Below are 25,359 nucleotides of genomic sequence, written 5' to 3'. Positions count from 1 at the left end.
TGCTCCAGGAAGGCCGTGGCCGCCAGGCCGGGGCTGAACAGGTGCCGGGTCTGAACAAGGGCCGCCGGGCGCGCGACGGCAGCGGCGCGCACCGTCCGGCGGGAGGTGTCGGGCCGTACGGAGGTCAGGCCGTACGGAGACACGGAGACAAGGTCGGAAAGAAGATAGTTGCACGGTGAACGTGCCTCTTCGGCGCGGCTATTCCCCGGGCGGGCCCTCCGGCGGAATCCTTGACCGTTTCATTAGACGTCCCCCTCCTCAGACGTCCCCCTCCTGCTCCACCTCGCGGGCGTCCCCCTCCCCTGGGACGTCCCTCTCTCCTCGGACGCCTTCATTGGACACCCTCGCCGGGCGGCGCGGGGGAGCCTGTGGACAGCCACCCGGTTGTGGACAACTCCGGTCGCGGGGGCCGCGAGGCAGGCCGCGGCGCGCGGCGCGGGACCGGCCGGTCTCTCCCCCCGGCAGCCTCAGAGCCAGCCCTGGCTGCGGGCCTCGCGCAGCGCCTCCGTGCGGTTGCGGGTGCCGGTCTTGCCGATCGCCGCGGAGAGGTAGTTGCGTACGGTGCTCTCCGAGAGGTGCAGGGCGTGCGCGATGTCGGCGACGGTGGAGCCGTCGGCGCCCGCGGTCAGTACGTCGGCCTCGCGCCGGGTGAGCGGGCTCGGGCCCGCGCTCAGCGCGGCGGCGGCCAGCGCGGGGTCCACGACGGTCTCGCCGCGCAGCACCCGGCGCACCGCCCGGGCGAGTTCCTCCACCGGGCCGTCCTTGACCAGGAAGCCGCGGGCCCCCGCCTCCATCGCGCGGCGCAGATAGCCGGGCCTGCCGAAGGTCGTGAGGATCAGCACCCGGCAGCCGGGGCAGCGGGCGCGCAGCTCGGCGGCGGCGTCCAGCCCGCTGCGGCCCGGCAGTTCGATGTCCAGGAGCGCCACATCGGGGGCGCTGTCCAGGGCCGCCGCCAGGATCTCGTCGCCGCGCGCGACCTGGGCCACCACCTCGATGTCGGGTTCGAGGCCGAGCAGCAGCGCGAGGGCGCCGCGCATCATGCCCTGGTCCTCGGCGAGCAGGACCCGTACGGACCCGGTGGGGGAGTGCGCCTCGGCGGTCTCGGTCATGGGCCAAGGCTAGGCTCGTCGACCGGCCCGGCGGCGGGCAGGGGAAGCCGGGCCACCACCCGGAAGCCCTGCCCCTCCGCGGGCCCCGACTCCAGTGAGCCGCCTACCGCGGCGAGGCGTTCGGCCAGACCCCGCAGCCCGCTGCCCGCGGTGCCGGACGTGCCCGGGCCGGGCCCCCGGCCGTCGTCGGTGACCACCAGGCGCACCTCCTCGCCCTCGGCCTCCACGGTGAACTCGCAGTGCCCGGCCCGGGAGTGGCGTACCGCGTTGGTGGCGCTCTCCCGGACCACCCAGCCGAGCAGGGCGGCCGAGTGCGGGTCGAGCGGCGGGCCGGACTGTCGGACCGACGTCTCGATGCCCGCGCAGCGCAGGGCCTCGCGGGCCCGGTCGAGTTCGGCGCCGAGGCTGCTCTCGCGGTAGCCGGTGACCGCCTCGCGGATCTCGGTGAGCGCCTGGCGGCCGACCGACTCGATCTCGTCGATCTGCGCGAGCGCGGCGGCCAGGTCGCGCGGGGCCAGGCGGCGGGCGACCTCGGACTTGACCACGATCACCGAGAGGGTGTGGCCGAGCAGGTCGTGCAGATCGCGGGAGAAGCGCAGCCGCTCCTTCTCCACCGCGGTACGGGCCAGTTCCTGCCGGGTGGCGCGCAGTTCGACCACGGTCTCGGACAGGGCCAGGATCGCGGCGGTGACCATGGCGGAGAGCAGGGCGCCGTAGGAGATGGTGAAGCCCTGCCAGCCGCCCTTCCAGGCGCCGACCGCCGCGGACAGGACGGTCAGCGCGAGCACGGTCGCGATCAGCGGCCGTCCGCGCAGGACCGATCCGCAGGCGAGCCCGAACAGCGGGAAGAAGGTCAGCCAGCTGCCGCCGTACCCCGCGGCGAGCGCCAGGGTGACCAGGCCGAGGGCGGCGAGCGCCACCCGGGTCGCCGTGCTGTCCCGCTTCGCGCGGTCGAAGGCGCGGAAGACCACCGCGATGTAGAGGGAGTTGAAGGCGAGCAGGCCGAGCCCGCCGATCACCGGGTTCGAGGCCTTGCCCTGGAGCAGGTGGGACAGCGACCCCAGACCGAGCAGCAGCCAGGGCAGCAGGGTGAAGCCGCTCGGCGCCGGCCCGGGCCGGTCGCCGTCCCGCCGCCCGCGCCAGAGCCTTCGCCGCGGCTTCTCGCGCCCCGCCGCCCGCGGCTTCTCGCGCCCCGCCGCCCCGTCTGCCGTCGGCTCCGCCGTGTGCCCCGTGTACGTCATACCCCGACGGTACGGAGTCCGCGGACGGCGGCGGCAGAGTCGGCTGTCCGCTCCTGGGCAGGACAAATGTCACGGTCGTGCGGGGGCCGTCACGGGAGCTGACGCGGCGTCAGGCGGTCCGTTGCGCCGCCCTTCCCAACCGCGGGGCGCTGGGCTATACAAGGGGAGGCCAGGAGGGGTGCGTTCCGGAACTCCGGGGTGTGCGCGGCCGGGTCACCGTCGCGCGGGCCGCCGCGCCCAGCCCCGAGGAGCAGCACCGTATGCCCATCGATGCCGCCGAGGCGCTCGCCGCGGAGCCGGTCTCCGAGACGATCCGCTGGGGCCACAAGGACGTGCAGCTCTACCACCTCGGTCTCGGCGCCGGAGTCCCCGCGACCGACCCCGCCGAACTGCGCTACACCCTGGAGTCCTCGCTGCACGTACTGCCCAGCTTCGCCACCGTCGCGGGCGGCGGCCTCGGCTTCGTGGGCGCGCTCGGTGCACCCGGCCTCGACCTCGATCTCACCGATGTGCTGCACGGCGGCCAGCACATCGAGCTGCACCGGCCGCTGCCGGTCGAGGGCGAGGCGGTGACCACCTCGCGGGTCGTCGCCGTCTGGGACAAGGGCAAGGCCGCCGTCCTGGTGCTGCGGACCGAGGCCGCCGACGCGGACGGCCCGCTGTGGACCGGCGAGGCGCGGATCTTCGTCCGCGGCGAGGGCGGCTTCGGCGGCGAACGCGGCCCCGCCGCCCGCCTCGACCCGCCCACCGGCGCGCCCGGCCACACCGTGGAGCGCGCCGTCCGCGAGGAGCAGGCCCTGCTCTACCGGCTCTCCGGCGACTGGAACCCGCTGCACGCCGACCCCGAGTTCGCCCGCCTCGCCGGTTTCGAACGCCCTATCCTGCACGGCCTGTGCTCGTACGGGATGACCCTGAAGGCTGTCGTCGACACCGTGCTCGGCGGTGAGGTGGCCCGGGTCCGCTCCTATCGCACGCGTTTCGCCGGGGTCGTCTTCCCCGGGGAGACGCTGCGGATCCGGATGTGGGCGGCGGAGGGTTCCGTACGGGCCGAGGTCACCGCGGTGGAACGGGAGGACGCGCCGGTCCTCACCGACACCGTGGTCACGCATTCCTGACGGCGGGAGTCGCGGAGGCTCCGGCGTCGCGCACGTCCGAGACTCCGCGCACTCCTGGGGGCCGGCCATCACGCGCTTCTGGGAGTCCGGCGTCGGGCATCGGGGGTGATTCCCGAGGCTGGCCGCGCGCCTCGCATGCCTCTTTGCACGGCGGGGTCCTGGTGCCCCCGCGGACGGCGAAGGCCCGGCACCGTGGGGTGCCGGGCCCTGCTGGCCGGTGTGGGCGGCCGGGTGGTGCGGGCCGGTTCAGGCGCCGCCGTGGGAGGCCGGGGCGGCCGACTGGGCGGGCTGCCTGCGGTGGCGGCCGTGCGGGGCCGCTTCCTGCTCCTGTTCGGCGACCGGGCCGCGATGGCGACCCGCCCCCTCGGCCGCCTGGTTCTCGTCCGTCTCGGTGCGCTGCTCGGTGTGAGCGTCGGTCATCGGAAGGTCACTCCGTCACAAGGTCGTTCATGGCGGCAGCCGAGTCTAACGAGCCGTCTCCTTCGGCCCGAGCGGCGCCTCACGCAGAGGAACCGGCCGGGCCGGGCTCTTGTTCCCGTTCCGCCCGCCGCCCGCGGGCGGTCCGTCCCCGTCCGGGGGCGGCGGCGCCTGCCGCTCCGCCGCCCCCGTGGCCCGGCCCGCCCCCACCCCCGGGCCGGGCAGCTCGGCACGGCCCGGCCACGGAGGCGCCGGTACCCGCGCCACTCCGCAGGGCACCGCGTTCGTGACGTACGGCAGCCGCAGCACGCCCCCCGCGGTCCAGAGCCCGGCGCCGGTCAACCAGCCCTGCGGAGGGGAGAGTTGGGTGAGCGTGCGGTCGACGGGGCGCCAGAGGCCGAGCCGGCCCCCGGATGGGCCCTCGATGCGCAGGGCGACCGCGGCGGTCTCCGGCATCAGGGTCTGCCCCGGCTGGACCGCGATCGGCGTCACCGTGCACTCCGGCAGGCGCAGACAGGCCGGGAAGCGCACCGGGAGGGTGCTGCCGAGCACGCCCCAGCCGAGGCGTTCGCGGCCCGGCGAGGGCGCGTCGGAGCGCAGCAGGAGCAGCCCGCTGTCCAGGTCGGCGAGCAGCAGCCGGTCGTTGCTCTCCTCGGTGAGCTGGAGGAAGGGCGAGACCTCGCCGCCGCGCTGGAGGTCGACGGTGACGGTCTTGGTCCGCCCGCCGCTCTCCCGGTCCAGGGCGAGCATCCGCCCCGCGCGGTCCAGCCAGACCCCGCCCGAGCAGCGCCCCGGCACCTCGGCCACCAGCTCCGGGCCGCGCGCCCCGCCCGCCACCAGCCACAGGTCGGTGGACTCGGCGCGGACCGCGAGGGCGTAGGCGGCGTGGCCCTGCGGGGTGGGCGGCAGCAGGGTGAGGCCCGCCGACTCGACGGTGCCGAGCGGGAGTTCGCCGGTGCCGGGCCCGGTGGGGTAGAGCAGCGCGAAGGCGTGGCTCTCCGCCTCCGGCCGGTGGATCAGGACCCGGCCGTCGGCCAGGGGCTGGACCGCGGCGCCGGGTTCCTCGGTGCGGGCCGAGGGCAGCGGCACCGCGTAGGGCTCGGGTCCGCCCAGGGTCCAGCGCTCCGGGTAAAAGGATTCTCCATCTGTGGCCAGCCGCGCGGCATAGGAGCCGTCGGCGGCGATCGAGCACTGCGGGTGCCGGGTCGCACTGTCCGGGCCGCCGGTCGCGGTTTCGAGGGCACAGGCCGTCATCGTGGGTCACCTCCGGCGCACGAAGCTAGTTTTCGCCGGGCCCCTCGCGGCAACGGAGACCGTCCGGTTCACACAGAAGAGTGGTGCTTCGGGAGATTCCCTGAGGGCGCCCAAGGGGGTGTGCTCGCGCGCACAGGGGCGCGCGGGAAAGCAGCACACGCGGGCGCTACGACCATCCGCGCGCCCGGGCGTGCCAGGGCGCACGCCCCAGGGGGCAGCACCGTCTCCGTCCGGTTCGCGCCGCCGCTCACCTTCCGGTACGGCACCGCTCACCATCCGGTACGGCAGCGGTGGCATCCGGTACGGCACCGGTGGCCGGCCCCCGAGCGGGGACCGGCCACCGCGGTGGGCCCCGCTCCCCGGGGGCGCACCGCCACATCGCCCGCCCGGCCCCCACAGCCGGGCCGGCGAGCGTCGCCCTCAGCCGGGGAGTCCGAGCCCGGCGGCCAGTGTGGGCCATGAAGCTGTGAATTCCCGCTCCCAGAACTCCCAGGCGTGCAGTCCGCCCTGGTAGAAGTGCACCCGCGCGGGGATCCCGGCGGCCTTCAGCTTCCGCGCGAAGCCCTGCGCCTGGCCCCAGAGGGTGCCTTCGAGGACCGCCGCCTCCAGGTTGCCGAAGTCCTCGCTCGGCAGCCCGCTGCCCTGCGAGAGGTAGAGCCCGGTCCCGTCGAGGGAGTCCACCAGGGCGGCCGGATTGTGCCGGTTCCAGTTGGCCCGGGCGAGCAGCGGCGGCCCCCACAGCGCACCGGGCAGCTTCCCCTCGCGCGCGACGATGGCGCTCAGCACGGTCGGCATGCCGAAGGCCGTGGTGTCCGTGATGCCGCTGTAGGAGGCGGCGGCGCCGAAGGTGCCGGGATGCCGGGCCGCCAGGGCGAGGGCGCCGTAACCGCCGGTGGACACCCCGGCCACCGCGCGCCGCTCACCCGCCCGGAAGCGCTCGCGCAGCAGCCGCCCCAACTCCTCGGTCTGGAAGGCCTCGTAGTCCTGTGCGCCGGGCAGGCCGAAGTTCCACCAGTCGGTGGGGATGCCGGTCGGGCCCGAGGAGGGCAGCACGGTCAGGACGTCCTTGTCGGCGAGGAAGGACTCCACCCCGGTCTCGCGTGTCCAGGAGGTGTAGTCGTCGTGCGCGCCCTGGAGCAGGAGGAGGACGGGCCAGCGGCGCTCCGGTTCGCTGTCGAAGGCTTTCGGCAGGATCACCCGGACCCGGGCCGTGGTGCCGAGGGCGGGCGAGGCGACGGTGAGGTCGAGGGTGCGCGCGCCGGCCTTCTCCTCGGCGAGGATCCGGGCCCCCTCCGCCGTCCGGTGCCGCCCGGCGTCCGCGGCCGGGGCGCCGGAGGCCTCCGGCACCAGAAGCGCACCGGAACCGGCGAGCAGCACGCCGGCGGCCAGGGCGAACAGCTTCGTACGCCGGGCAGTTCTGCGGGCACGGTGGCGCGGGGAGGACGGCATGGTCACCTCGTCGGGGGTACGGGGGTACGGGTCGCGGGGTTCGGGCGGGGGAGGGCGGTGGGGTTGAGCGCCGCCCGGTCCGGCGGAGGGTGAGGAAACCGGGCGGCGCGTCTGGGGGCCGGGGCGGAGGAGGGGCGTCCCCTCCTGCTCCCTCATGGCCTAGTAGCCGGACAGATCGTGGGCGAGCAGGCGGGCCAGGGTGTCGACGACCGGCGGGTCGAGGAGCGCGAGATGGTGCCCCGGCAGTGGACGGACCGTCAGCGCGGAGCAGTACGCGTCCCAGCCGAGCGCCTCGTCCCCGCGTTCGTAACGTGGATCGCGCACGGTGTGCGGGGCGGCCTCGCTCGCCCGGTACAGCAGGGTGCGGCCCGGGTACGGTCCCGGCCGGTGCCGCTCCCCGCTGCGCAGGTCGAGGTAGGAGGTCCGCTGGTGTGCGAGGACCGAGGCGGGCAACTCGACGGCCTGCTCCAGGAGTTTGAGGACCAGGTCGACCTGCCCGGTGTCGTCGAGCCGCGCCAGCTCCTCGTACGGCAGCGGCAGCGGCTCGCCGTACACCTCCTCGACATAGGAGGCGAAGGCGGCGAAGCGTGCGCGGGCCTGGGCGAGGGGGTCGAGGGCGGCGGGCGCCGGGAGCGGGAGCACCGAGTCGAAGAGGACCAGGGCCCCGACGGTGCCGCGGGTGGAGAGCAGCCGGGCGGCCTCCTGGGCGAGCAGCCCGCCGTAGGACCAGCCACCGAGCAGCCAGGGCCCCTCGGGGCGGACCTCGCGGATCCGGGCGGCGAACTCGACCGCGCGCACCGAGACATCGTCCGCGGCGTACGCGCCGTGCACGCGGTCGCGCCCGACGCTGCTGTACAGCCCGTACTCGTCCTCCCACCGGTCGAAGCCCAACACCGGGCGCACCTTGTCGAGGCGTTCGGCGAGCGGCCCGTAGACATCGGCGAGACCCCCGGCCGCGTGCGCGAGGAAGAGGGGCACCCCGGGACCGGTGCCGGGAAAGGTCCGCAGACGGCCGGGGGTTCCGCGGACCGGACCGGAGGTGGTGCCCGCCGTCATGCGCCGGGGCGCGGGGCGGTCGGGGGACGTGGTGACGGGCGGTGCGGCGGCTTCGCGTGAGAGGGCTTCGCGCGGGGCGGTTTCGTGCGGGGCGGGCTCGCGCGGGGCAGGCTCGGCCGGTGCCTCGGGGGTCTCCGGGGCGGATGCGCCCGGCGGTGTCGCGGTGGCCTCCCGCGCGGGTGCCTCAACCGAGGCACCCGCCTTCTCCTCCACGGCGGATCCGTCCCTCTCCGGTACGGGCGATCCGTCCCTCTCCGGTACGGGCGGTGCTTCCCTCTCCCGTACGGATGCCTCGTCCCGTACGGATGCCTCCGCGCCCAGCAGTTCGGCGACCGCGCGCAGGGTGCCCTGGCGGAGCAGTACCGCGGGCGGCACGCTCACGTCGAACTCCCGCTCCACGGCGGTACGGATGCGGACCGCGGTCAGGGAGTCGAGGCCGAGGTCGGTCAACGGCAGGTCGGCGTCGAGGCGTTCGGGGCCGTAGCCCATCACCGCGGCGACGCAGCGGCGCAGCCGGGGGAGGGTGCCGGACTCCTCGGTGCCGGTGCCGGTGCCGGTGCCGGTGCCGGTGCCGGTGCCGGGCGGGGCGGGTTCCGGGGTGGTCGCCGTGCGGCCGGGCCAGAAGGTGCGGTGGTGCCAATGGGGTGCCGGGACCTCGGTGATGCGGCCGCGCGGGTGCAGGGTCTCGCGCAGTCCGGGCGGGCGGGTGCCGTGCACGAGCAGGGTGGCGAGCGCGGAGCGGAAGGCGAGCGCCTCGTCCGCCTCCCGCCGCAGGGTGCCGAGGACCAGGGCGTCGGCCGCGCCCGCCGCCCGCAGGGTCTCGGTCAGCGGGTGCAACTGGGTCGTGTGCGGGGCGACTTCGAGGAAGACGCGGTGCCCGTCCTCGGCCGCCGCGCGCACCGCCTGGGCGAAGCGCACCGGGCGGCGCAGGTTCGCGGCCCAGTAATCGGCATCGCCCGGGGCCTCGGCGCGCGGGTCCTCGGTGACCGTGGAGTAGCGCGGCAACCGGGGCGCCTGCGGGCTGAGTTGGCCGAGGGCGGTGCGGAACTCGCCGAGCAGCGGGTCGACTTCAGCGGAGTGACCGGCCACCGTCACCGGCATCAGCCGGGCGAAGCCGCCCTCCCGGGTGACCCGTTCGACCAGGGCCCGTACCTCGGGCGCCGGACCGGTCACCACCGACTGCGCGGGGGAGGAGTGCACCGCGACCCGCAGTCCGGGGAGTTCGGGGCTGAGCGCCTCGATCGCCTCGCCGGGCCGGTCCACCACCGCCATCGCGCCCCCGGACACGGTGGCGAGCAGCCGGGAGCGCACCCCGACCACCCGGGCGCCGTCCCGGAGTTCGAGGGCTCCGGCCACCACCGCCGCGGCGATCTCGCCGAGCGAGTGCCCGAGGACGGCGGCGGGCCGCAGCCCGTAGGACTCCCAGAGCCGGGCCAGGGCCACCTGGATGCCGAAGAGCAGGGGCATCACCACGTCGATCGCGGTCAGGTCGGGCGGACCTGACGGGCCGTCACCGGTCAGGCAGGCGCGCAGGGACAGACCTGTCTCGGCGGCGAGCACCGGCTCGATCTCCGCCACGGCGGCGGCGAACGCGGGTTCGGAGCCGAGGAGTTGGCGTGCCATGCCGGGCCACTGGGAGCCGTAGCCGGAGAACACCCAGACCGCGCCGGGTCCTTGGGGCTGACCGCCGCCGGTGATCAGGTGCGGGTCGGCCTGCCCGCGCGCGTGGCGGTCGAGGGCGGTGGCGATCTCCGCGCGCTCCCGGGCGACGACCGCCACCCGGCGGCGGCCCTTGCCGGTACGGCCCGCGAGGGTGCGGGCGAGGTCCTCGGGACGTACCGCCCGCGCCTCGGATCCGCGCAGCCAGGCGGCGAGTTCGGCCGAGCGGGCGCGCAGCCGGTCCTCGGTGGGCGCGTCGAGCAGGACCACGGCGGGTTGCCGCGGAGCCTTCGGCGGGCGCGGACCGCGGGCGGCGGGGCGGTGTTCGCGCAGGACGACATGGGCGTTGGTGCCGCTGAAGCCGAAGGCGGAGACCCCGGCGGTGGCGGTACCCGCGTAGCGCGGCCAGGGTTCGGCGGCGGTCACCACGCGCAGGCCGAGGGCGGGCAGATCGGCGTGCGGGCCCGGCTCGGTGAAGTGCAGCTGCGGCGGGATCTCGCCGTGGTGCAGGGCGAGGACGGTCTTGATCAGGCCGGTGATCCCGGCGGCGGCCTCCAGATGACCGAGGTTGGTCTTGGCCGAGCCGATCAGCAGCGGCTGGTCGGCGCCGCGCCCGCTGCCGGAGCCGAGTGCCGCGCCGAGCGCGCCCGCCTCGACGGGGTCCCCGAGCGGGGTGCCGGTGCCGTGCGCCTCGACGTAGTCCACCAGGGCCGGAGTGGGGTGCGCCTCCTGGAGAAGGGCGCGCTGGGCCTCGGCGCTGGGCGCGGTGAGCCCGTTGGAGCGGCCGTCGGAGTTGACCGCGGAGGCCTCGATCACGGCGAGTACCCGGTCGCCCGCGCGCTCGGCGTCGGCCAGCCGCTTCAGGACGAGCACCCCGCAGCCCTCGCCCCGCGCGATGCCGTCCGCGGCGGCGTCGAAGGCCTTGCAGCGCCCGTCCGCGGAGAGCGCGCCCGCCCGTTGCAGACCGAGCGTGACGGCGGGGGAGAGCAGCAGGTTGACGCCCGCGGCGAGCGCGGTGTCGCTCTCCCCCGAGGCGAGGCTGCGCACCGCGTGGTGCACCGCGACCAGCGAGGAGGAGCAGGCGGTGTCCACGGCGAGGGCGGGCCCGCGCAGGTCCAGGGTGTAGGCGAGACGGCCCGCGCTGACGCTCAGCGAGCCGCCGGGCGCGGTCCAGGCGTCCACCGACTCCAGGGCGGCGGTGGTCAGATGGGCGTACTCGTTGCCGCTGATGCCGACGAAGACGCCGGTCCTGCTGCCCGCGAGCGAGTCGGCGGGCAGCGCCGCGTGGTCCAGCGCCTCCCTGCTCACCTCCAGGAGGATGCGCTGCTGCGGGTCCATCGCGGTGGCCTCGTGCGCGCCGATGCCGAAGAACTCCGCGTCGAAGGCGGCGACCTCCCCGATCCCGCCGAGATAGGCCCCGTACCGGTTCAACTCGGCCGGTAGCTCGGCGTCTTGGGGTACGAAGGCTTCCCACCGGCCCGCGGGCACCTCGCCGACCGCGTCGCCGCTCTCGCCCAGGAACTCCCAGAAGGCCCGCGGCGAACGGATCCCGCCCGGCAACCGGCAGCCGATCCCGATCACGGCGACCGGCGAACTGCCCTCCAGGGGCACGGACTCGGGGCGCCCGACCGCTTCGGTACGACCGCCGTGCCCGGCCTCCCCGCGATCGAGACGATCGAGGAGGGCACCGAGGGTCGGGGTCTCCCAGAGCAGGGTGGCGGGCAGCCGGTGCCCGACCAGGTCGCCGAGGCGGGCGGTCAGGGCGACCGCGTCCCGGGAGGCCAGGCCGAGTTCGGCGAGCGGCCGGTCGTCGTCGACGTCCGCCGGGTCGATCCCGTGGCGCAGCCGCAGATGGTCGGTGAGCGCGGCCCGCAGGGCGGCCCGGTCGGGCGCGCCCGGGAGGAGAGCGGGGCGCTCGCGGGTGTCGTCCGCCTGGGTCAACGGGGCGTGGGCATGGGGGAGTTGGGCGGACGGGACGGAGTTGTCCGGCGGCTGCACGGCCGCCCGGACCGTGTCGTCCGGTGGTTCCACGGCCCGGACCGTGTCGTCGGGTGGTCCTGCGGTCCAGGCGGAGTCGGCCCGTGATCCCGTGCTCCGGGTGGTGTCGTCGGGTGATCCTGCGGCCCAGCCGGAGTCACCCCGTGATGCCGTGCTCCGGGCCGAGTCCTCCGGTGGTCCCGACGGTGGTCCCGACCTCCGCCCGGACTCGCCGCGCACGCCCGCAGCCCGGCCCGAGTCCTCCGACGGCCCACCGGCCCGGCCGGAGTCCGGCGGCCCACCAGCCCGGCCCGATCCCTCCGGAGACCGGCCCGAATCTCCCGCAGCCCGCCCCGATTCCTCCGGCGCCCCCGCACCCCACCCGGCGGGCAGCCCCACGGCGCGCGGCCCTGCGGCAGGCACCCCCGCGCCAGGCCGCCCCGTCCCAGCTCCCCCAACGGACACGCCCTCCGCCCCGCTCATCGCCCCGCCTCCACCGCGGCGAAGCCGCCGCTGGTCAGGCGTGCGCGGGAGGCGGCGCGTGCGACCTTGCCGCTGGAGGTGCGGGGGACCGCGCCCGGCGCCACGAGCACCAGGTCCGCGAGGCGTACCCCGTGCCGGGCGGAGACCGCCGCCCGGGCCAGCGCCAGGGCCTCGTGTGCCTCGGCGGGGCCGGGGGCGAGGCCTCTGCGGTGCTCGGCGATCACGACCAGTTCCTCGCCGGCGCCGTCCCCGGCGGGCACGCCGACCGCGGTGAGCCGGTCGCGGCGCACCACCGCGAGAGCCGACTGCACGGTCTCCTCGATGTCCTGCGGATAGTGGTTGCGGCCGTCCACGATGATCAGGTCCTTCAGGCGTCCGGTCACCAGGAGGCGGCCCTCGTGCAGGGCGCCGAGGTCCCCGGTGCGCAGCCAGCCGCCCTCCCCGGCCCCTTCGCCGGGGGCGTGCACCCCGAAGCAGTCGGCGCTGAGCCGGCCCTTCTTCCAGTAGCCCCGGCCGATATTGGGCCCGCGCAACTGGATCTCGCCGACCGCGCCGGGGCCGAGGACGGCGCCGGTCGCCGGGTCCGCGACGCGGATCTCCTGCCCGGCGGGCGGGCCGCAGACCAGGAGGGCGGTGCGGCCCTCGCCCGGGGTGCCCGGCTCGACGCGGCCCTCGGCGAGCGCCGCCGCCGAGCAGTGCACGGTGACCGGCGCCCGGTCCGGGGAGTCGCTGGTGACGAAGACGGTGGCCTCGGCGAGACCGTAGGCCGGGCAGAGCGCCTCCGGGGCGAGACCCGCGGGGGCGAAGTGCGCGGCGAAGCGCTCCAGGGTGGTGCCGCGGACCGGTTCGCTGCCGTTCAGCAGGGCGCGTACCCGGTCCAGGCGCAGCTCGTCGACGGTGTCCTCGTCGGTGCGGGCCACGCAGTAGTCGTAGGCGAAGTTCGGCGCCGCGCTGATCGCGCCGGGGTAGCCGCCGAGCAGGCGCAGCCAGCGGGCGGGCTCCTCCAGGAAGGCCACCGGGTCCATCAGGACCGAGGGGAAGCCGCCGGTCACCGGGGCGGCGACGCTGAGCAGCAGGCCCATGTCGTGGAAGAGCGGCAGCCAGCCGACCGTGGTGACCGGCAGGGCCGCCGGGGTGAGGGCGGCGATGCCCTGGCGGGCGTTGGCGAGCACATTGGCGTGGCTGATCATCACGCCCGCGGGGGTGCGGGTGGAGCCCGAGGTGTACTGGAGGTAGGCGATGTCCTCCGGTGCGGGCGAGGGGAGTTGACCGGATCCGGGGGTCAGGAGTTCGTCGACCGGGAGCTGGGCCGCCTCGGGCAGCCCGTGCTCGGCGGCGAAGGCCGCCACCGTCGGCCCGCCCGCCGAGGTGACGAGCAGGCAGGCGGGCTCGCAGTCGCGCAGGACGCTCGCCAACCGCCCCTCGTGGCCCGGCAGTTCGGGCGTGAACAGCGGCACCGCGATCACCCCGGCGTAGAGGCAGCCGAGGAAGGCGCTGACGTAGTCGAGTCCCTGGGGCAGGACGAGGGCGGCGCGTTCGCCCGGCGCGGTCACCCGGAGCAGCCCGTCCGCGACGGCCCGGGCGCGCTCGTCCAGGGCGCGCCAGCTCAGGCTGCGGTGCGTGCCGGGGGCGGTGGGGCCCGGGAAGTCGACGTGGGTGAAGGCGCGTTGATGGGCACGCGCGGTGGCCCAGTGCCGCAGGTGATCGGTGAGCAGCGGGCCCGTGGGGGGCGAATCGGACGTCATGCCGGCTCCAGCCTGAGGGATCGCGGTACGCGGACAACGGCTCCCGGAACGGGGGACGACCAGGTTCCGGCGTACCCGGGCCGGTGGGTTAGACGGTCTGCTGACAGAGCAACGGGCCGCGTTTATCAGGCCGTTGACAACCGCGGCCGGGCCGATCGGCGCTCCGGACAGCAGCCCCCGCACCCCCGCCACCCGGAGAATCCGCCCCCTGACCAGTCGTCTGGCCAGTTGTCCGACCAGTTGTCCGACCAGTCGTCCCGGCAAGGAAAGGAGGCCCCCGGATGGGCCGTGCCCGGCTGCTCGCGGTGCTGGCGATGGTCGCCGTCGCCGGATTCCTCACCACCCTCGACAACACCGTCATCAATGTGGCCCTGCCCACCGTCCAGCGCGAACTGGGCCTGTCCGTCACGGACTTGGAGTGGGTGGCCACCAGCTATGTGCTCAGCTTCGGCGCCCTGCTGCTCCTCGGCGGGCGGCTCGCCGATCTGCTCGGCCGCCGGCGGGCGCTCGCCGCGGGCCTCACCGTCTTCACCCTCTCCTCGGCCGCCGCGGCGCTCGCGGGCAGCGGCGCCCAGCTCATCGCCGCCCGCGCGGTGCAGGGCGCGGGCGCCGCCCTGGTGATCCCCGCCTCGCTCGCGGTGGTCGCCGCCGACCTGCCCGCCGCGCGCCGGGCCACCGCCATCGGGCTGTGGACCTCGGCCCTCGCCCTGGCGCTCGCCTCCGGGCCCGCGGTCGGCGGACTGCTCACCCAGCACGGGGACTGGACCTGGGTCTTCCTGCTCAACGTCCCCTTCGGAGTGCTCGCCCTGCTCCTGGTCCCCGCGGTGCCGCCGCGCGAGCGCCGGGCCCCCTCGCCGCGCGGCCGCCTCGACCTGCCGGGCACCCTGCTCTCCTCGCTCGCCCTGCTGCTGCTCACCTACGGACTCGTCGAGGGCGGCGAACACGGCTTCCGGGCCGCCCCCGTCCCGCTCTGCCTCGGTCTGGCCGCCGCCCTCACCCTCGCCTTCGGATACGCCGAATCCCGCGCCGCGGCCCCGCTGGTCACCCCGGGGCTGCTGCGCGACCGGGCGCTGAGCGGGGGCGCCGTCGCCCAGATCCTGTGGGGCATCGGCGTCAACGGCGTCTTCTTCTTCACCGCGCTCTACCTCCAGCGCGTCCTCGGCTTCACCCCCACCGGCGCCGGGCTCGCCTTCCTGCCGCTGGCGCTCGCCCTGCTGCTCGCCACCCCCTTCGCCGAACGGGCCGCCGCCGCGCTCGGCGCGCATGTCTCCATGGCGCTGGGTCTCGCCGCGGTCGCGGCCGGGCTCCTGCTCGTCTCCACCGCCGGGCTCGGCGCCTCCTACGCGGACCTCCAGCCCGGGCTGCTGCTGATCGGCGCGGGCTCGGCGCTCACCACCCCGATGACCGTACGGGCGGTGGCCCAGGTCCCCGCATCCGACACCGGCACGGCCTCCGGGCTGCTCAGCGCCGCCCGGGAGATCTCCGGGGTCCTCGGCGTCGTCCTGGTCGGCGCGGTGCTCGCCCGCCGCGAACGCGCCGCGCTCGGCGCGGGCACCCACCCCGACCGCGCCTTCCTGGACGGCTACCACGCGGGCCTGCGGATCGCCGCCCTCTGCGTGCTGCTCGGCGCGGTGGTCACCTGGTTCGCCTTCCGCCGCCGGGGCCGGCACCGGCGGCCCGCCCGCCGCGTCCTCGCCGGGGCCCGACCCTCCGTTCCGTACAAGAGCGGCGGTCCGAACACCCGCCCTACGTCCCGTAGATGAGTATTCGTTCCTTTCCTCCCCGGGCTGTCTTGTGCCGGGCGCACAGTCCTCGCCGCCAGTCCTGTGGGCGGATGACTAGGAAGGCGTGTTACTTGTCCGTAACTTGGCTGGGGCCGACGCGGTGACCCGTCCCGCACCCCCTTCTCCAGCCGAGGGAGCGACGATGTGCCCGATCCGTTCGCACCCGCGCGCCGTGCCGACGCAGCGCGCGCCACAACCGGCCGCCACCCCCTTCCGGGTACTGGCCTCCGGCCTCGACGAACTGCTGCGCCCGCACCTGCCCGGCATCACCGAGGAGATCGTGCGGGCCATCAGGACCGAGATCCCCGAGTACGCCCGCCCCATGAACGACACCTATATGCATGTCGTGCACCGGGGCGTGGAGACGGCGCTGCAGGGCTTCATCGCCCGGATCGTCCAGTCCGACACCGACTGGGAGTCCGTGAAGGCCACCTACCAGCGCATCGGCAAGGGCGAGGCCGAGGAGGGGCGCAGCCTCGACTCCTTCCAGTCCGCGCTGCGCCTGGGCGCCCGTGTCACCTGGCGGCGGGTCAACGCCCTCGTCGAGGCCGACTCGGTGCCGCAGCCCGTGCTCGCCGCCTTCGGCGAGGCCCTGCTGCTGCACCTGGACGAGATGGCCGCCGCCACCACCGCCGGATACACCGAGGCCCGGCTGCACGCCGCGGGCGAACTCCAGCTGCGCCGCAGCCGTCTCATCGACCTCCTGGTCGCCGATCCGCCGGTCGCCGCCGAGGCCATCGGCGACCTCGCGCACGCCGCCCAGTGGCAACTGCCGCGCGAGATCGCGGTGGTGGTCACCGACCACGCCGCCACCCCGGAGTCCGTACGGCCCATCGTGCCGCGGGAGTTCCTCGCCCGCTTCGACGAACTCCCCGGCCGCATCGTCGTCCCCGACCCCGAGGGCCCCGGCCGCGCCCGGGCCATCGCCGCCGCCCTCCAGGGGATGACCGCGGCGGTCGGGCCCACCGTCCCGCTCGCCGAGGGCGCCCGCTCGCTGCGCTGGGCCGTCGACGCCCTCGAACTCGCCCGGCGCGGCATCCTGCCGCACGGCGGACTCGTCCGCTGCACCGACCATCTGGCGACCCTGCTGCTCTTCCGCGACGAGTCCCTGATCGACGCCCTGTCCGCGCGCCACCTCACCCCCCTGGAGGAGGTGCGCCCGCCGCAGCGCGAACGGCTCGCCGAGACCCTGCTCTGCTGGCTGCAGAGCGGCCACAACGCCAGCGAGGTCGCCGCCCGCCTCGCCGTCCACCCGCAGACCGTCCGCTACCGGCTCCGCCAGCTCGACGAGGTCTTCGGACCCCGGCTGCACGATCCCCAGGTCCAGTTCGAGATGCAACTCGCCCTGCAGGCAAGGAGTCTGCGGCCGGAGGGGGAGCGGAGCGCGCCGAAGTGAGCGGCGGGGGCGGGGAGTTCGCCTCCGGGCCGGGTCGGGTTCCTGAGACCGGTCGGGCTCGGGTTCTTGAGACCGGTCGGGCTCGGGTTGCGAAGACCGCTTGGGCCCTGCTCGCCAACTCCCTTCCCTCATCAGCCGGTTGGAGCACCGGCGGCGCCGCTCACCCCGCGGGTTCCACCGCCGGGCAACGGGTCCCCGGTGCCGGGGTCTCGCGGGTGAGGAGGTAGCGGTCGACGGCCCGCCGGGCGCAGGGGCTGCTGGTGTAGGTGCCGTGGCCCCAGCCCTCGTAGCCGAGGAGTACGCCGCGCCCGCCGAGCTGCCGGGTCACCGAGGCGGCCCAGTCGTAGCCGGTGGCCGGATCGTGGCGGGAGTTGGTGAGCAGGATCGGCGCACCCGGCGGCACCCGCAGCCGGTGCTGCGGATTGGCGACCGGCGAGGGACCGCCCAGGCAGGCCGAGACCGACATCAGCGCACGCGGGTACCGCATGTCCGGCGCGACCTCCGCCACCCGGCGCAACTGGGCGGCGTAGGCGGGGTAGTCGGCGGCCGGCAGGTCCCAGTCCTGGCAGAACACCTCGAAGGGGTTGGGCGCCACGCCGGCCCCTGCCGCGCCCTTCCCCTTGCTCTTGCTCTTCCCTTTCCTCTTCTCCTGCCGTTCGTCCGCTCGCGCCCGCGGTGCCTCGCCCGTCTGTGCTCGCGGCGGACCGTCCGCTTGCCGCCGCACGTCCCCGGTCCCGTCCAGAGCGGCCAGCGTCTGCGCCAGCTCCGCCCACTGCGGGTCGTAGAACCGCTTCATCGCGAGCACGCTCACCTCGAAGGCGGACAGCGCCCGCGCCGGGTCCTCGGGGTCGGGCAGCTTCCCGGCCTCGGCGCGGGCGAGCAGCCTGCCCCAGACCTCCGGTACGTCCCGGCCGTGCAGCGCGCAGCTCTCCGTACGGTCGCACCAGGCCGCGAACTCCTCGAAGGAGTCCTGGACCGTGGCGGCCTGGCTGCGCAGGAAGTCCCCGGTGCCCGCGCTGTGGTCCACCACGCTCTCCAGGACCATGGCCCGCACCCGCCCCGGATACCGCTCCGCGTACTGCTCGCCGAGCAGGGTGCCGTACGAGCTGCCGTGGAAGGTCAGCGCCCGCTCCCCGAGCGCGGCCCGCACCGCGTCCAGGTCCTTGACCATGCTGAGCGTGTCCACATGGTCGAAGAGCGGGCCGGTGCGGCGGCGGCAGTCCTCGCGCAGGACGCGGTTGTAGCGCACCGTCTCCGCGAACGCGGCCTCGCTCCCGATCAGCGGCGAGGGCTGCCGGGCGAGGAGCTCCGCGGAGCAGACCACCGGATTGCTGCGCCCCACCCCGCGCGGGTCGAAGCTGACCACGTCGAAGCGGTCCCGCAGCGTCTCGCTGAAGCGGCTCATCCCGGTACGGATCCGCTCCACCCCCGAGTCGCCGGGTCCACCGGGGCCGAAGACCAGGGAGCCCGCCCGCTTCCCGGGGGAGCCCGCGGTGCGCCGGGCCAGGTGCAGGTCGAAGGAGGCGCCGCCGGGCTCCGCCCAGTCCACCGGGACGCGCAGGGTCCCGCACTCGGCGCCGGGTTCGCTCCCGGCCCCGCTGCGGTCCTCGCTCCCGTCCTGGCCCGGGTCACCGTCGCCCCGACCGGTCTTGCTGGCGCCGCCCTTGCTCTTGCCGTCACCGTCGCAGGGCCGCCAGTCGATGGTGTGCGCCGCCCCGGCGCGCTGGGCGGTGCCCGCCCCGGCCGTGTCCGCGCCGCTCCCCTCCGCCGGTGCGCCCACGGCGAGCCCGGTTCCGGCGAGGGCGAGCACCAGGGCCGCCGCCGCGCCCCGGCCGAACAGCGGGCCTCTGCCGCGCGGGTGCCACCGGGCGTACCGCTCCCCGGCGTCTTGCTGATGGGCTGTCACGATGCTTGCCTCCAGGCCTTGTTGAAGGCCTCCCATCCCATCCGCCCGCGCCGCGCGGGACATCCGGGAGGGCCCGGAGGCAGCCCTGGAGCGGCACCCGCAGACGCCTCCGGTACGCAACCCGCGCGGATCGGATGCGTACCCCGGATCCGCCTGGGGGTCGTCACCTACGGGACGGCGCCCGGCCCTGGCCGGGGGCGCGCCACGTCCCGCACTCGCAGCCGACCGGTGGCCGTTCGCCCTCGCCGTGCCGTACCGGACCGGCGGCCGTTCCCTCGCGCCTCGCGCCTCGCGCCCCCGCCCGTCCCGGAGCGCTGCCGCCTACTCGCCCTCGCGGGCCTTCCGGACGCCGCCGTCCTTCTCGATGATGTGGGTGTTCCAGTAGGTGTCCCACTTGTCCCCGACCTTCTCCGGCACCTTGCCCTCGGGGTAGCGGACATAGCCCTTCGGCGGCTTCTCGCCCTTCTCGGCGCAGGCGCTGCCGGTGCTGCCGACCGCCTGCACGGGGTACTCGCCGCCCCCGCAGGACGCCTCCTCGATCGAGCAGGCGGCAAGTCCGGCCCCGGCCAGGGCGGTGGCGGCGGCCAGCCCGGCGGTCCGGGCGGCGAGGCGGGCGGCGGCCGGCAACCGCGCCGGTCCCCTCGCGGTGCGCTGCCCGGTACGGGTCTGCTGGGTGCCCATGATCAGTCTCCTCAAGATCTCTGCAACTCAAAAACTCGACAACTCGACAAATCGGCGGCTCGGCAGCCCGGTATTTCGTCAGCCCGGCATCCCGCGCCTCTGGTCCGGCGGAATCACCGGACGCGTCTCGGTAATCACCGGATGCGTCTGTCGGCCTGTCCGTCCGTCCGCCTGCCTGCCTCCCGCACTCTTCCCGGGCCCGCCGTCCCGGGCATCCGCTCCGCTACTCATCCCGCAGCCGCCGATTCTGAGTACCTTCGCCCCGCTCTGAGCCGTACTGGCCGCTCCTGATCCGGTGCCCCGGGGGCAGGCCGCCCGCCCGGGGGAAGGCACTCCGCTCGGCAGGTAGCCTTTGACGCGTGCCCCGTCTGTCTGAAGTCCTCACCGCCCTCGACGCCCTGTGGCCCCCCGAGCGGGCCGAGAGCTGGGACGCGGTCGGTACGGTCTGCGGTGATCCGGACGCCGAGGTGGACCGCGTGCTCTTCGCCGTCGACCCGGTGGGCGAGATCGCCGAGGAGGCGGTCAGGACCGGTGCGCAGCTCCTGGTCACCCACCACCCGCTGTATCTGCGCGGGACGACCACGGTGGCGGCGACCACCGCCAAGGGCCGCCTGGTCCACCAGCTGATCAAGAACGGCATCGCCCTGCACGTCGCCCACACCAACGCCGACACCGCCGACCCCGGGGTCTCCGACGCCCTCGCCGGAGCCCTCGATCTGCGCGTGCTGCGCCCGCTGGTGCCCGACGCCGGCGACCCCGAGGGCCGCCGCGGTCTCGGCAGGGTCTGCGAACTCGCGCACCCGCTGAGCGCGCGCGAGTTCGCCGCGCTCGCCGCCCGGCGGCTGCCCGCCACCGCGCAGGGCATCCGGCTCGCGGGTGACCCCGAGGCCCCGGTCCGTACCGTCGCCGTCAGCGGCGGCTCCGGGGACAGCCTCTTCGGGGCGGTCGCCGCCGCCGGGGTCGACGCCTTCCTCACCGCGGACCTGCGCCACCACCCGGCGTCGGAGTTCGCGGCGGACCACGCCCACCGACCGCTCGCGCTGCTCGACGCCGCGCACTGGGCCACCGAGTGGCCCTGGTGCGAGCTGGCCGCAGCCCAGCTCGACGAGATCTCCGACCGCAACGGATGGGGACTGCGCGTCCACGTCTCGAAGACGGTCACCGACCCGTGGACCGCCCACGCCGCCTCGCACGGGGCCGCGTACGAGGCGGCCCCCGACCCCGCAGGAGCCCCCAACTGAACGCAGCGCCCGCCGACCAGATCCGCCTGCTCGACCTCCAGGCCCTGGACGTACGACTCCAGCAGCTCGCCCACAAGCGCCGCTCGCTGCCCGAGCACGCCGAGATCGAGTCGCTGACCAAGGACCTCGCCCAGCTGCGCGACCTGCTCGTCGCCGCGCAGACCGAGGAGAGCGACACCGCCCGCGAGCAGACCAAGGCGGAGCAGGACGTGGACCAGGTGCGCCAGCGCGCCACCCGCGACCAGCAGCGCCTGGACAGCGGGGCGGTCACCTCCCCGAAGGACCTGGAGAACCTCCAGCGCGAGATCGCCTCCCTCGCCAAGCGGCAGGGCGACCTGGAGGACATCGTCCTGGAGGTGATGGAGCGCCGCGAGAGCGTGCAGGAGCGCGTCGCCGAGCTGACCGGGCGGGTCTCCTCCGTGGAGGCCAAGGCCGGGGACGCCGTCGCCCGCCGGGACAGCGCGCAGCGGGAGCTCGACGAGGAGGCCGCGGGCGTCACCAAGGAGCGCGCCGGGCTCGCCGGTTCGGTCCCGGCCGACCTGCTGAAGCTCTACGACAAGCTGCGCGAGCAGCAGGGCGGCATCGGCGCGGCCCGCCTCTTCCAGCGCCGCTGCGAGGGCTGCCGCCTGGAGCTCAACATCACCGAGATCAACGACGTGCGCAAGGCGGCCCCGGACGCCGTGCTGCGCTGCGAGAACTGCCGCCGGATCCTGGTCCGCACCTCCGAGTCCGGACTGTAGGGCGCGGTTTCCGGGCTCCGGGGGATACGGCGGGTACGCGCACATGAACGAGTTCATCGTGGAGGCGGACGGCGGCTCCCGGGGCAACCCGGGCCCGGCGGGCTACGGCGCGGTCGTCCTGGACGCCGCGACCGGGCAGACCCTCGCCGAGGCAGCCGAGTACCTCGGCGTGGCCACGAACAACGTCGCCGAGTACCGCGGCCTGATCGCCGGGCTGCGGGCGGCCCACCGCCTCGACCCCGAGGCCTCGGTACGGGTGCGGATGGACTCCCGGCTGGTCGTGGAGCAGATGTCGGGCCGCTGGCAGATCAAGCACCCCGGTATGCGCCCGCTCGCCGCCGAGGCCCGCGCCGTCTTCCCGCCCGGGCAGGTCGCCTACGAGTGGATCCCGCGCGCCCGGAACACCCACGCGGACCGGCTCGCCAACGAGGCCATGGACGCGGGCAAGCGCGGCGAACGGTGGTCGCCCGCCGACTCCACCGCCGCACTCGACGCCCGGCCCGCCCCGTCCGGGGCCGCCGACCACAGTGCCGCCGAGAACCTGGCCGGGGGCGCGGACCGCAATGCCGCCGAGGCCGCCGACCGCAACGCCGCCGAGAGCCTGGCCGGGGGCGCCACCGGCCCCGCCGAGGACCTGGGGGCCGCCCCGGCCATGAGCGCCGCCCCGGCCGCCGCGGCGACGTCCGCGGCCCCCGCGGGCTCCCGGGCCCCCGCCGACCTCGGCACCCCCACCACTTTCGTCCTGCTGCGCCACGGCGAGACCGCGCTGACCCCGCAGAAGCGCTTCTCCGGCAGCGGCGGCAGCGATCCCGCGCTGTCGGCGGCGGGCCGGGAGCAGGCGCGGCGGGCCGCCGCAGCCCTCGCCGCCCGGGGCACCGTGCAGGCGGTCGTCAGCTCACCGCTGGCCCGCTGCCGGGAGACCGCGCAGGCGGCCGCCGACCGGTTCGGGCTGCCCGTCACGGTCGAAGAGGGCCTGCGGGAAACGGACTTCGGCGCCTGGGAAGGCCTGACCTTCGGCGAGGTCCAGGCCCGCCACCCCGAGGACCTCGCCGCCTGGCTCGGCTCACCCGGGGCCGAGCCGACCGGCGGCGGCGAGAGCTTCGAGGCGGTCGCCGTGCGCGTCGAGGCGGCCCGGCAGCGGCTGCTCGCCGCCCACGCCGGGCGCACCATCCTCCTGGTCAGCCATGTCACCCCGATCAAGACCCTGGTCCGGCTCGCCCTCGGGGCGCCCGCCGAGTCCCTCTTCCGGATGGAGCTCTCCGCCGCCTCGCTCTCCGCCCTCGCCTACTACGCGGACGGCAACGCCTCGCTGCGGCTCCTGAACGACACGGGGCATCTGCGCGGCTAGGGGCGCCTACGCCCGCCGGAAGGGGCGGCCCGCCGGAGGGTGGCGGGCCGCCGTACCGTACGCGGTCGGCTCACCGGCCGGGCTGGGCCGCCGCCTTCTCCGAGGTGCCCTTGGAGGCGTCCTTGGAGGTGCCCTTGACGGAGGGGATCCGGTCCGAGGTGTCCTTCGCCCCGTCGCGCGGTTGCAGGCCGATGCCCTCGGTCAGGGCCCCGTCGCGGAAGGCGGGGTCGTCCAGGTGGCCGGCGCGCACCAGGACGGCCGTGGAGACGGTGGCGAGTTCCCGCTCGCTCACCCGCATCAACTCCGCCGAGACGTTGAGGGAGTTGACCCCCCGGCCCAGCAGCCGGTCGGCGGTGTCCGCGTCCAGCACATGCACCCAGGTCCGGTACTTGCTCGGCTCCTCGGTCACCCCGGGGCCGACCACCGAGGTCCGGTCCAGGCGGCCGGGCAGCCGGGCCTCGGGGCAGGAGTCCGCGACCGCCGCCCTGGCCGTGGTGGGAGCGCCGAACGCCGCCTGCCAGTCGGGGTGTTGCTGCACCCGGGCCACCGAGGCGGCCAGCTCGCCGCGGGCCGAACCGGCGGCGGCCCGGGCCCCGGTGGTGTCCACGCAGAGCCGGAAGTCCTCCCGGGTGCTCACCAACAGGCCGTTCTCCGGGGTGAGTTCGGCGTGTGCCGGGCTGGCGCCCTGGGCGAGGAACCCGGCGGCGAGGCCGAGTACCCCGGCCATCGCGGTCAGATGGAGCAGTGCCCGTCTGCGGGGCCCGGCCGCGGTGACGGCCCGAAGTCGCTTGCCTCTCATGGTGGTTCCCTCCTCCGCGGTGGTGCGCGTCATGGTGGTCATCCCCTCCGCTGCGCTCCTCGCGACGGCTCAGCCGCCGTTCATGGACTCGACGACCGAGGCGAAGTCGTAGCTGCTGGGCCACCAGTTGGGCCAGTTCTCGCAGCCGTAGCCGGTGCGCACACCGTGCATGATGCTCGGGGTGTGGCAGTCGCCCTCGAAGCGCGGGTCGAGCAGGCCCCAGGCATGGCCGGTCTCGTGGTTGATGAACGCCCGGCCCTTCTCGTTGAGTTGGCCGCCCGAGGAGTCCACCAGGCGGATCACCTTCCACTGGTAGTCGGTGTGGCCGTAGTCGGCGTTGTAGAGCGGGTTCTGGCTCTGCGCGCAGTTGTAGTAGCCGTAGCTCCCGCCGCAGACGCTGCTCCAGTCGGCCGCGTAGTGGTACTCGATCTCGATGCTGTTGCGCTCCGGCTGCGGGTACGAGGAGCAGGAGTTGGGCGCCAGCCAGAGGTCGATGCGGTAGTCGCCGGTGCCGTCCCAGATCTTCTCGTCCGACTGGTTCACCAGGGTGTCCCGCAGGAAGGAGGTCGCCTGCGCGTGCGTCAGATACGAACTCCCCGTCACCTCACCGCAGTACTGCTCGTCCAGCGAACCCGGCGCGTCCGCCCCGGGCGAGGCGTAGTGCATGTTCCGTACGTGCGTCTGGGTGGGATCGGTGTTGTGGTGCGAGGCCCCGGCGGCGGGCGCGACGATGCCCGCGACCGCCAGGGCGACGGCCGCCCAGCCGAAGCCGATCCACGAGGCGCGGCGCCGCGCGCGCCCTCTTGGCGGAAGTCTCACGAGAACTCCTTCTCCACTCGCCGTGGTTGCTCTCACCGTCCGTGCGCTTTCGGGCGTGGAACCGTGCGGGAGTACGGGCTCTCGGCCCGCCCGCCCCGTGCGTGTACGGCATTGTGGCGGCTCGGAGTTGCCCCGGCGAGAGGGCGATTGGGGTGTCAACCACCCCTAAAGGAAAGGGAGTTGGAGGAAAGGAACGAGAAGTGGGAGGCGCGTCCCCTGCTTGGGGGGGGGATCCCCCGCTCCGGTGAATCTCCTGCTCCGGTGATCCCCTGCTCCGGTGGACCCCTGCTTCAGTGGATCTGCGTCACCACGACGTCCAGCGCCCAGGGCTGCCCGGCCCGCGCCGGTTCCCGTGCCTCGACCACATGGCCCAGGTCCCGCAGCACCGCCACGAGGGCCGCGGGGTTCTTCGGGGCGGCGCCCGCGCCGAGCAGATCGCGTACCAGGCGCCCCTTGGTCGCCTTGTTGAAGTGGCTGACCACCGAGCGCTTCTGAGCCCCGGTGGCCGGGTCGATCTGCGCGTGCAGCACCCGCACCGTCGCGGTACGCGCGGCCAGCTCCCCCTGCGGCTTCCAGGCGGCGGCGTAGGAGGAGGAGCGCAGGTCGAGCAGGAGCCCGCCGCCCGCCGCCTCCGGGACCGCCTCGGCCAGCGCGGGCCGCCAGTGCGCGCCCAGCGCCCCGAGCCGGGGCAGCTTGACGTCCATGGAGCACCGGTACGAGGGGATCCGGTCGCCGGTGCGCACCGCGCCCCACAGCCCCGAGAAGACCAGCAGCGAACGCGCGGCCCGCCGCTTCGCCGCCGCGTCCAGGCTCGGCAGGTCCAGGGCGTCGTAGAGGACACCCGTGTAGATCTGCCCGGCCGGGCGCGCCCCGGCGGTGCGCAGCTCGACGTTCTTCGCGACCTCCCCGCGCAGGCCCTCGCTGAGGCCGAGCACCCGGCGGGCCCGCTCCTCGTCCGCCGCGCACAGCTCGACCAGCTCCGCGAGCACCGCCTCCCGCGCGGCCGTCAGCCCCGGCAGGGACAGCGACTCCAGCTTCAGCGGGGCACCCCGCCCGGAGGAGGCCTTTCCTTCGGAGGGCGGCAGCAGCACGAGCACGATCGGATCTCCCGGGAGGACAGCGGACGAGCGGCCCCCAGGG

At 75.4% G+C, this 25,359-nt stretch carries 18 protein-coding genes; 6 read left to right on the top strand and 12 right to left on the bottom strand.

Going from position 1 to position 25,359, the window contains the following annotated elements:
• Positions 1–467 precede the first annotated feature (467 nt).
• Complete coding sequence (locus tag HFV08_RS17655) at positions 468–1,109, bottom strand: response regulator transcription factor (RefSeq protein ID WP_168540607.1); 642 nt, start codon at positions 1,107–1,109, stop codon at positions 468–470.
• Positions 1,106–2,350 (bottom strand): sensor histidine kinase, encoded by a 1,245-nt coding sequence (locus HFV08_RS17650; protein WP_168540605.1) that lies wholly within the window; start codon positions 2,348–2,350, stop codon positions 1,106–1,108. The genes HFV08_RS17655 and HFV08_RS17650 overlap by 4 nt, the downstream gene beginning before the upstream one ends.
• Before the next feature lie 260 nt (positions 2,351–2,610).
• Between HFV08_RS17650 and HFV08_RS17645 the strand changes: the two genes are divergently transcribed.
• Positions 2,611–3,465, top strand: coding sequence for a MaoC/PaaZ C-terminal domain-containing protein (locus tag HFV08_RS17645; RefSeq protein ID WP_168540603.1), 855 nt, complete (start codon positions 2,611–2,613; stop codon positions 3,463–3,465).
• Between the two features lie 246 nt (positions 3,466–3,711).
• Here HFV08_RS17645 and HFV08_RS17640 read toward each other — a convergent pair whose 3' ends face one another.
• The 5 genes from HFV08_RS17640 to HFV08_RS17620 form a co-directional block, all read right to left on the bottom strand.
• Positions 3,712–3,885, bottom strand: coding sequence for a hypothetical protein (locus tag HFV08_RS17640; protein WP_168540601.1), 174 nt, complete (start codon positions 3,883–3,885; stop codon positions 3,712–3,714).
• A 45-nt stretch (positions 3,886–3,930) separates the two neighbouring features.
• Complete coding sequence (locus tag HFV08_RS17635; protein WP_168540599.1) at positions 3,931–5,136, bottom strand: hypothetical protein; 1,206 nt, start codon at positions 5,134–5,136, stop codon at positions 3,931–3,933.
• A 420-nt stretch (positions 5,137–5,556) separates the two neighbouring features.
• Positions 5,557–6,585, bottom strand: a complete 1,029-nt coding sequence (locus HFV08_RS17630; protein ID WP_168540820.1) for an alpha/beta hydrolase — start codon at positions 6,583–6,585, stop codon at positions 5,557–5,559.
• 159 nt (positions 6,586–6,744) lie between these two features.
• Positions 6,745–11,331, bottom strand: a complete 4,587-nt coding sequence (locus HFV08_RS17625; protein ID WP_168540597.1) for a type I polyketide synthase — start codon at positions 11,329–11,331, stop codon at positions 6,745–6,747.
• 425 nt (positions 11,332–11,756) lie between these two features.
• Positions 11,757–13,505, bottom strand: a complete 1,749-nt coding sequence (locus HFV08_RS17620) for a fatty acyl-AMP ligase (RefSeq protein ID WP_168540595.1) — start codon at positions 13,503–13,505, stop codon at positions 11,757–11,759.
• 281 nt (positions 13,506–13,786) lie between these two features.
• Between HFV08_RS17620 and HFV08_RS17615 the strand changes: the two genes are divergently transcribed.
• A complete protein-coding gene (locus HFV08_RS17615; protein WP_168540593.1) occupies positions 13,787–15,268 on the top strand; it encodes an MFS transporter in 1,482 nt (493 codons plus the stop codon).
• Between the two features lie 163 nt (positions 15,269–15,431).
• Positions 15,432–16,685, top strand: a complete 1,254-nt coding sequence (locus HFV08_RS17610; RefSeq protein WP_168540591.1) for a PucR family transcriptional regulator — start codon at positions 15,432–15,434, stop codon at positions 16,683–16,685.
• Between the two features lie 160 nt (positions 16,686–16,845).
• Here the strand turns inward: HFV08_RS17610 and HFV08_RS17605 are convergent, their stop codons facing one another.
• The gene (locus HFV08_RS17605; protein ID WP_312885670.1) at positions 16,846–18,591 is read right to left on the bottom strand and encodes an alpha/beta hydrolase; all 1,746 of its coding nucleotides are present in this window, start codon (positions 18,589–18,591) and stop codon (positions 16,846–16,848) included.
• Positions 18,592–18,912: 321 nt separating this feature from the next.
• Complete coding sequence (locus HFV08_RS17600; protein ID WP_246341830.1) at positions 18,913–19,272, bottom strand: SCO0607 family lipoprotein; 360 nt, start codon at positions 19,270–19,272, stop codon at positions 18,913–18,915.
• Positions 19,273–19,631: 359 nt separating this feature from the next.
• On the opposite strand from HFV08_RS17600, the gene HFV08_RS17595 reads away from it, so the two are divergent.
• The 3 genes from HFV08_RS17595 to HFV08_RS17585 are packed head-to-tail and all read left to right on the top strand — an operon-like array spanning position 19,632 to position 22,601.
• Positions 19,632–20,513, top strand: a complete 882-nt coding sequence (locus HFV08_RS17595; RefSeq protein WP_168540587.1) for a Nif3-like dinuclear metal center hexameric protein — start codon at positions 19,632–19,634, stop codon at positions 20,511–20,513.
• Positions 20,510–21,253 (top strand): zinc ribbon domain-containing protein, encoded by a 744-nt coding sequence (locus HFV08_RS17590; RefSeq protein ID WP_210430458.1) that lies wholly within the window; start codon positions 20,510–20,512, stop codon positions 21,251–21,253. Before HFV08_RS17595 ends, HFV08_RS17590 begins: the two co-directional genes overlap by 4 nt.
• 43 nt (positions 21,254–21,296) lie before the next feature.
• Entirely contained in the window at positions 21,297–22,601 is a 1,305-nt protein-coding gene (locus tag HFV08_RS17585; protein WP_168540584.1) for a bifunctional RNase H/acid phosphatase, read from the top strand.
• A 70-nt stretch (positions 22,602–22,671) separates the two neighbouring features.
• On the opposite strand, the gene HFV08_RS17580 is transcribed toward HFV08_RS17585, so the two are convergent.
• From HFV08_RS17580 to yaaA, 3 genes are all read right to left on the bottom strand, one after another.
• Positions 22,672–23,442, bottom strand: coding sequence for a hypothetical protein (locus HFV08_RS17580; RefSeq protein WP_168540583.1), 771 nt, complete (start codon positions 23,440–23,442; stop codon positions 22,672–22,674).
• A gap of 27 nt (positions 23,443–23,469) precedes the next feature.
• Positions 23,470–24,219 (bottom strand): hypothetical protein, encoded by a 750-nt coding sequence (locus HFV08_RS17575; protein WP_040254057.1) that lies wholly within the window; start codon positions 24,217–24,219, stop codon positions 23,470–23,472.
• 290 nt (positions 24,220–24,509) lie between these two features.
• Positions 24,510–25,316 carry a peroxide stress protein YaaA gene (gene yaaA / locus HFV08_RS17570; RefSeq protein ID WP_168540582.1) on the bottom strand — a complete coding sequence of 269 codons (807 nt, stop codon included), beginning with the start codon at positions 25,314–25,316 and terminating at the stop codon, positions 24,510–24,512.
• Between the last annotated feature and the right edge of the window lie 43 nt (positions 25,317–25,359).

Origin of the sequence: Streptomyces physcomitrii (assembly GCF_012273655.1) — a bacterium.
Taxonomy (GTDB): domain Bacteria; phylum Actinomycetota; class Actinomycetes; order Streptomycetales; family Streptomycetaceae; genus Streptomyces; species Streptomyces physcomitrii.
The sequence above is the reverse complement of the archived record's forward strand: the minus strand, read 5'-3'. Positions and strand labels throughout refer to the sequence as shown.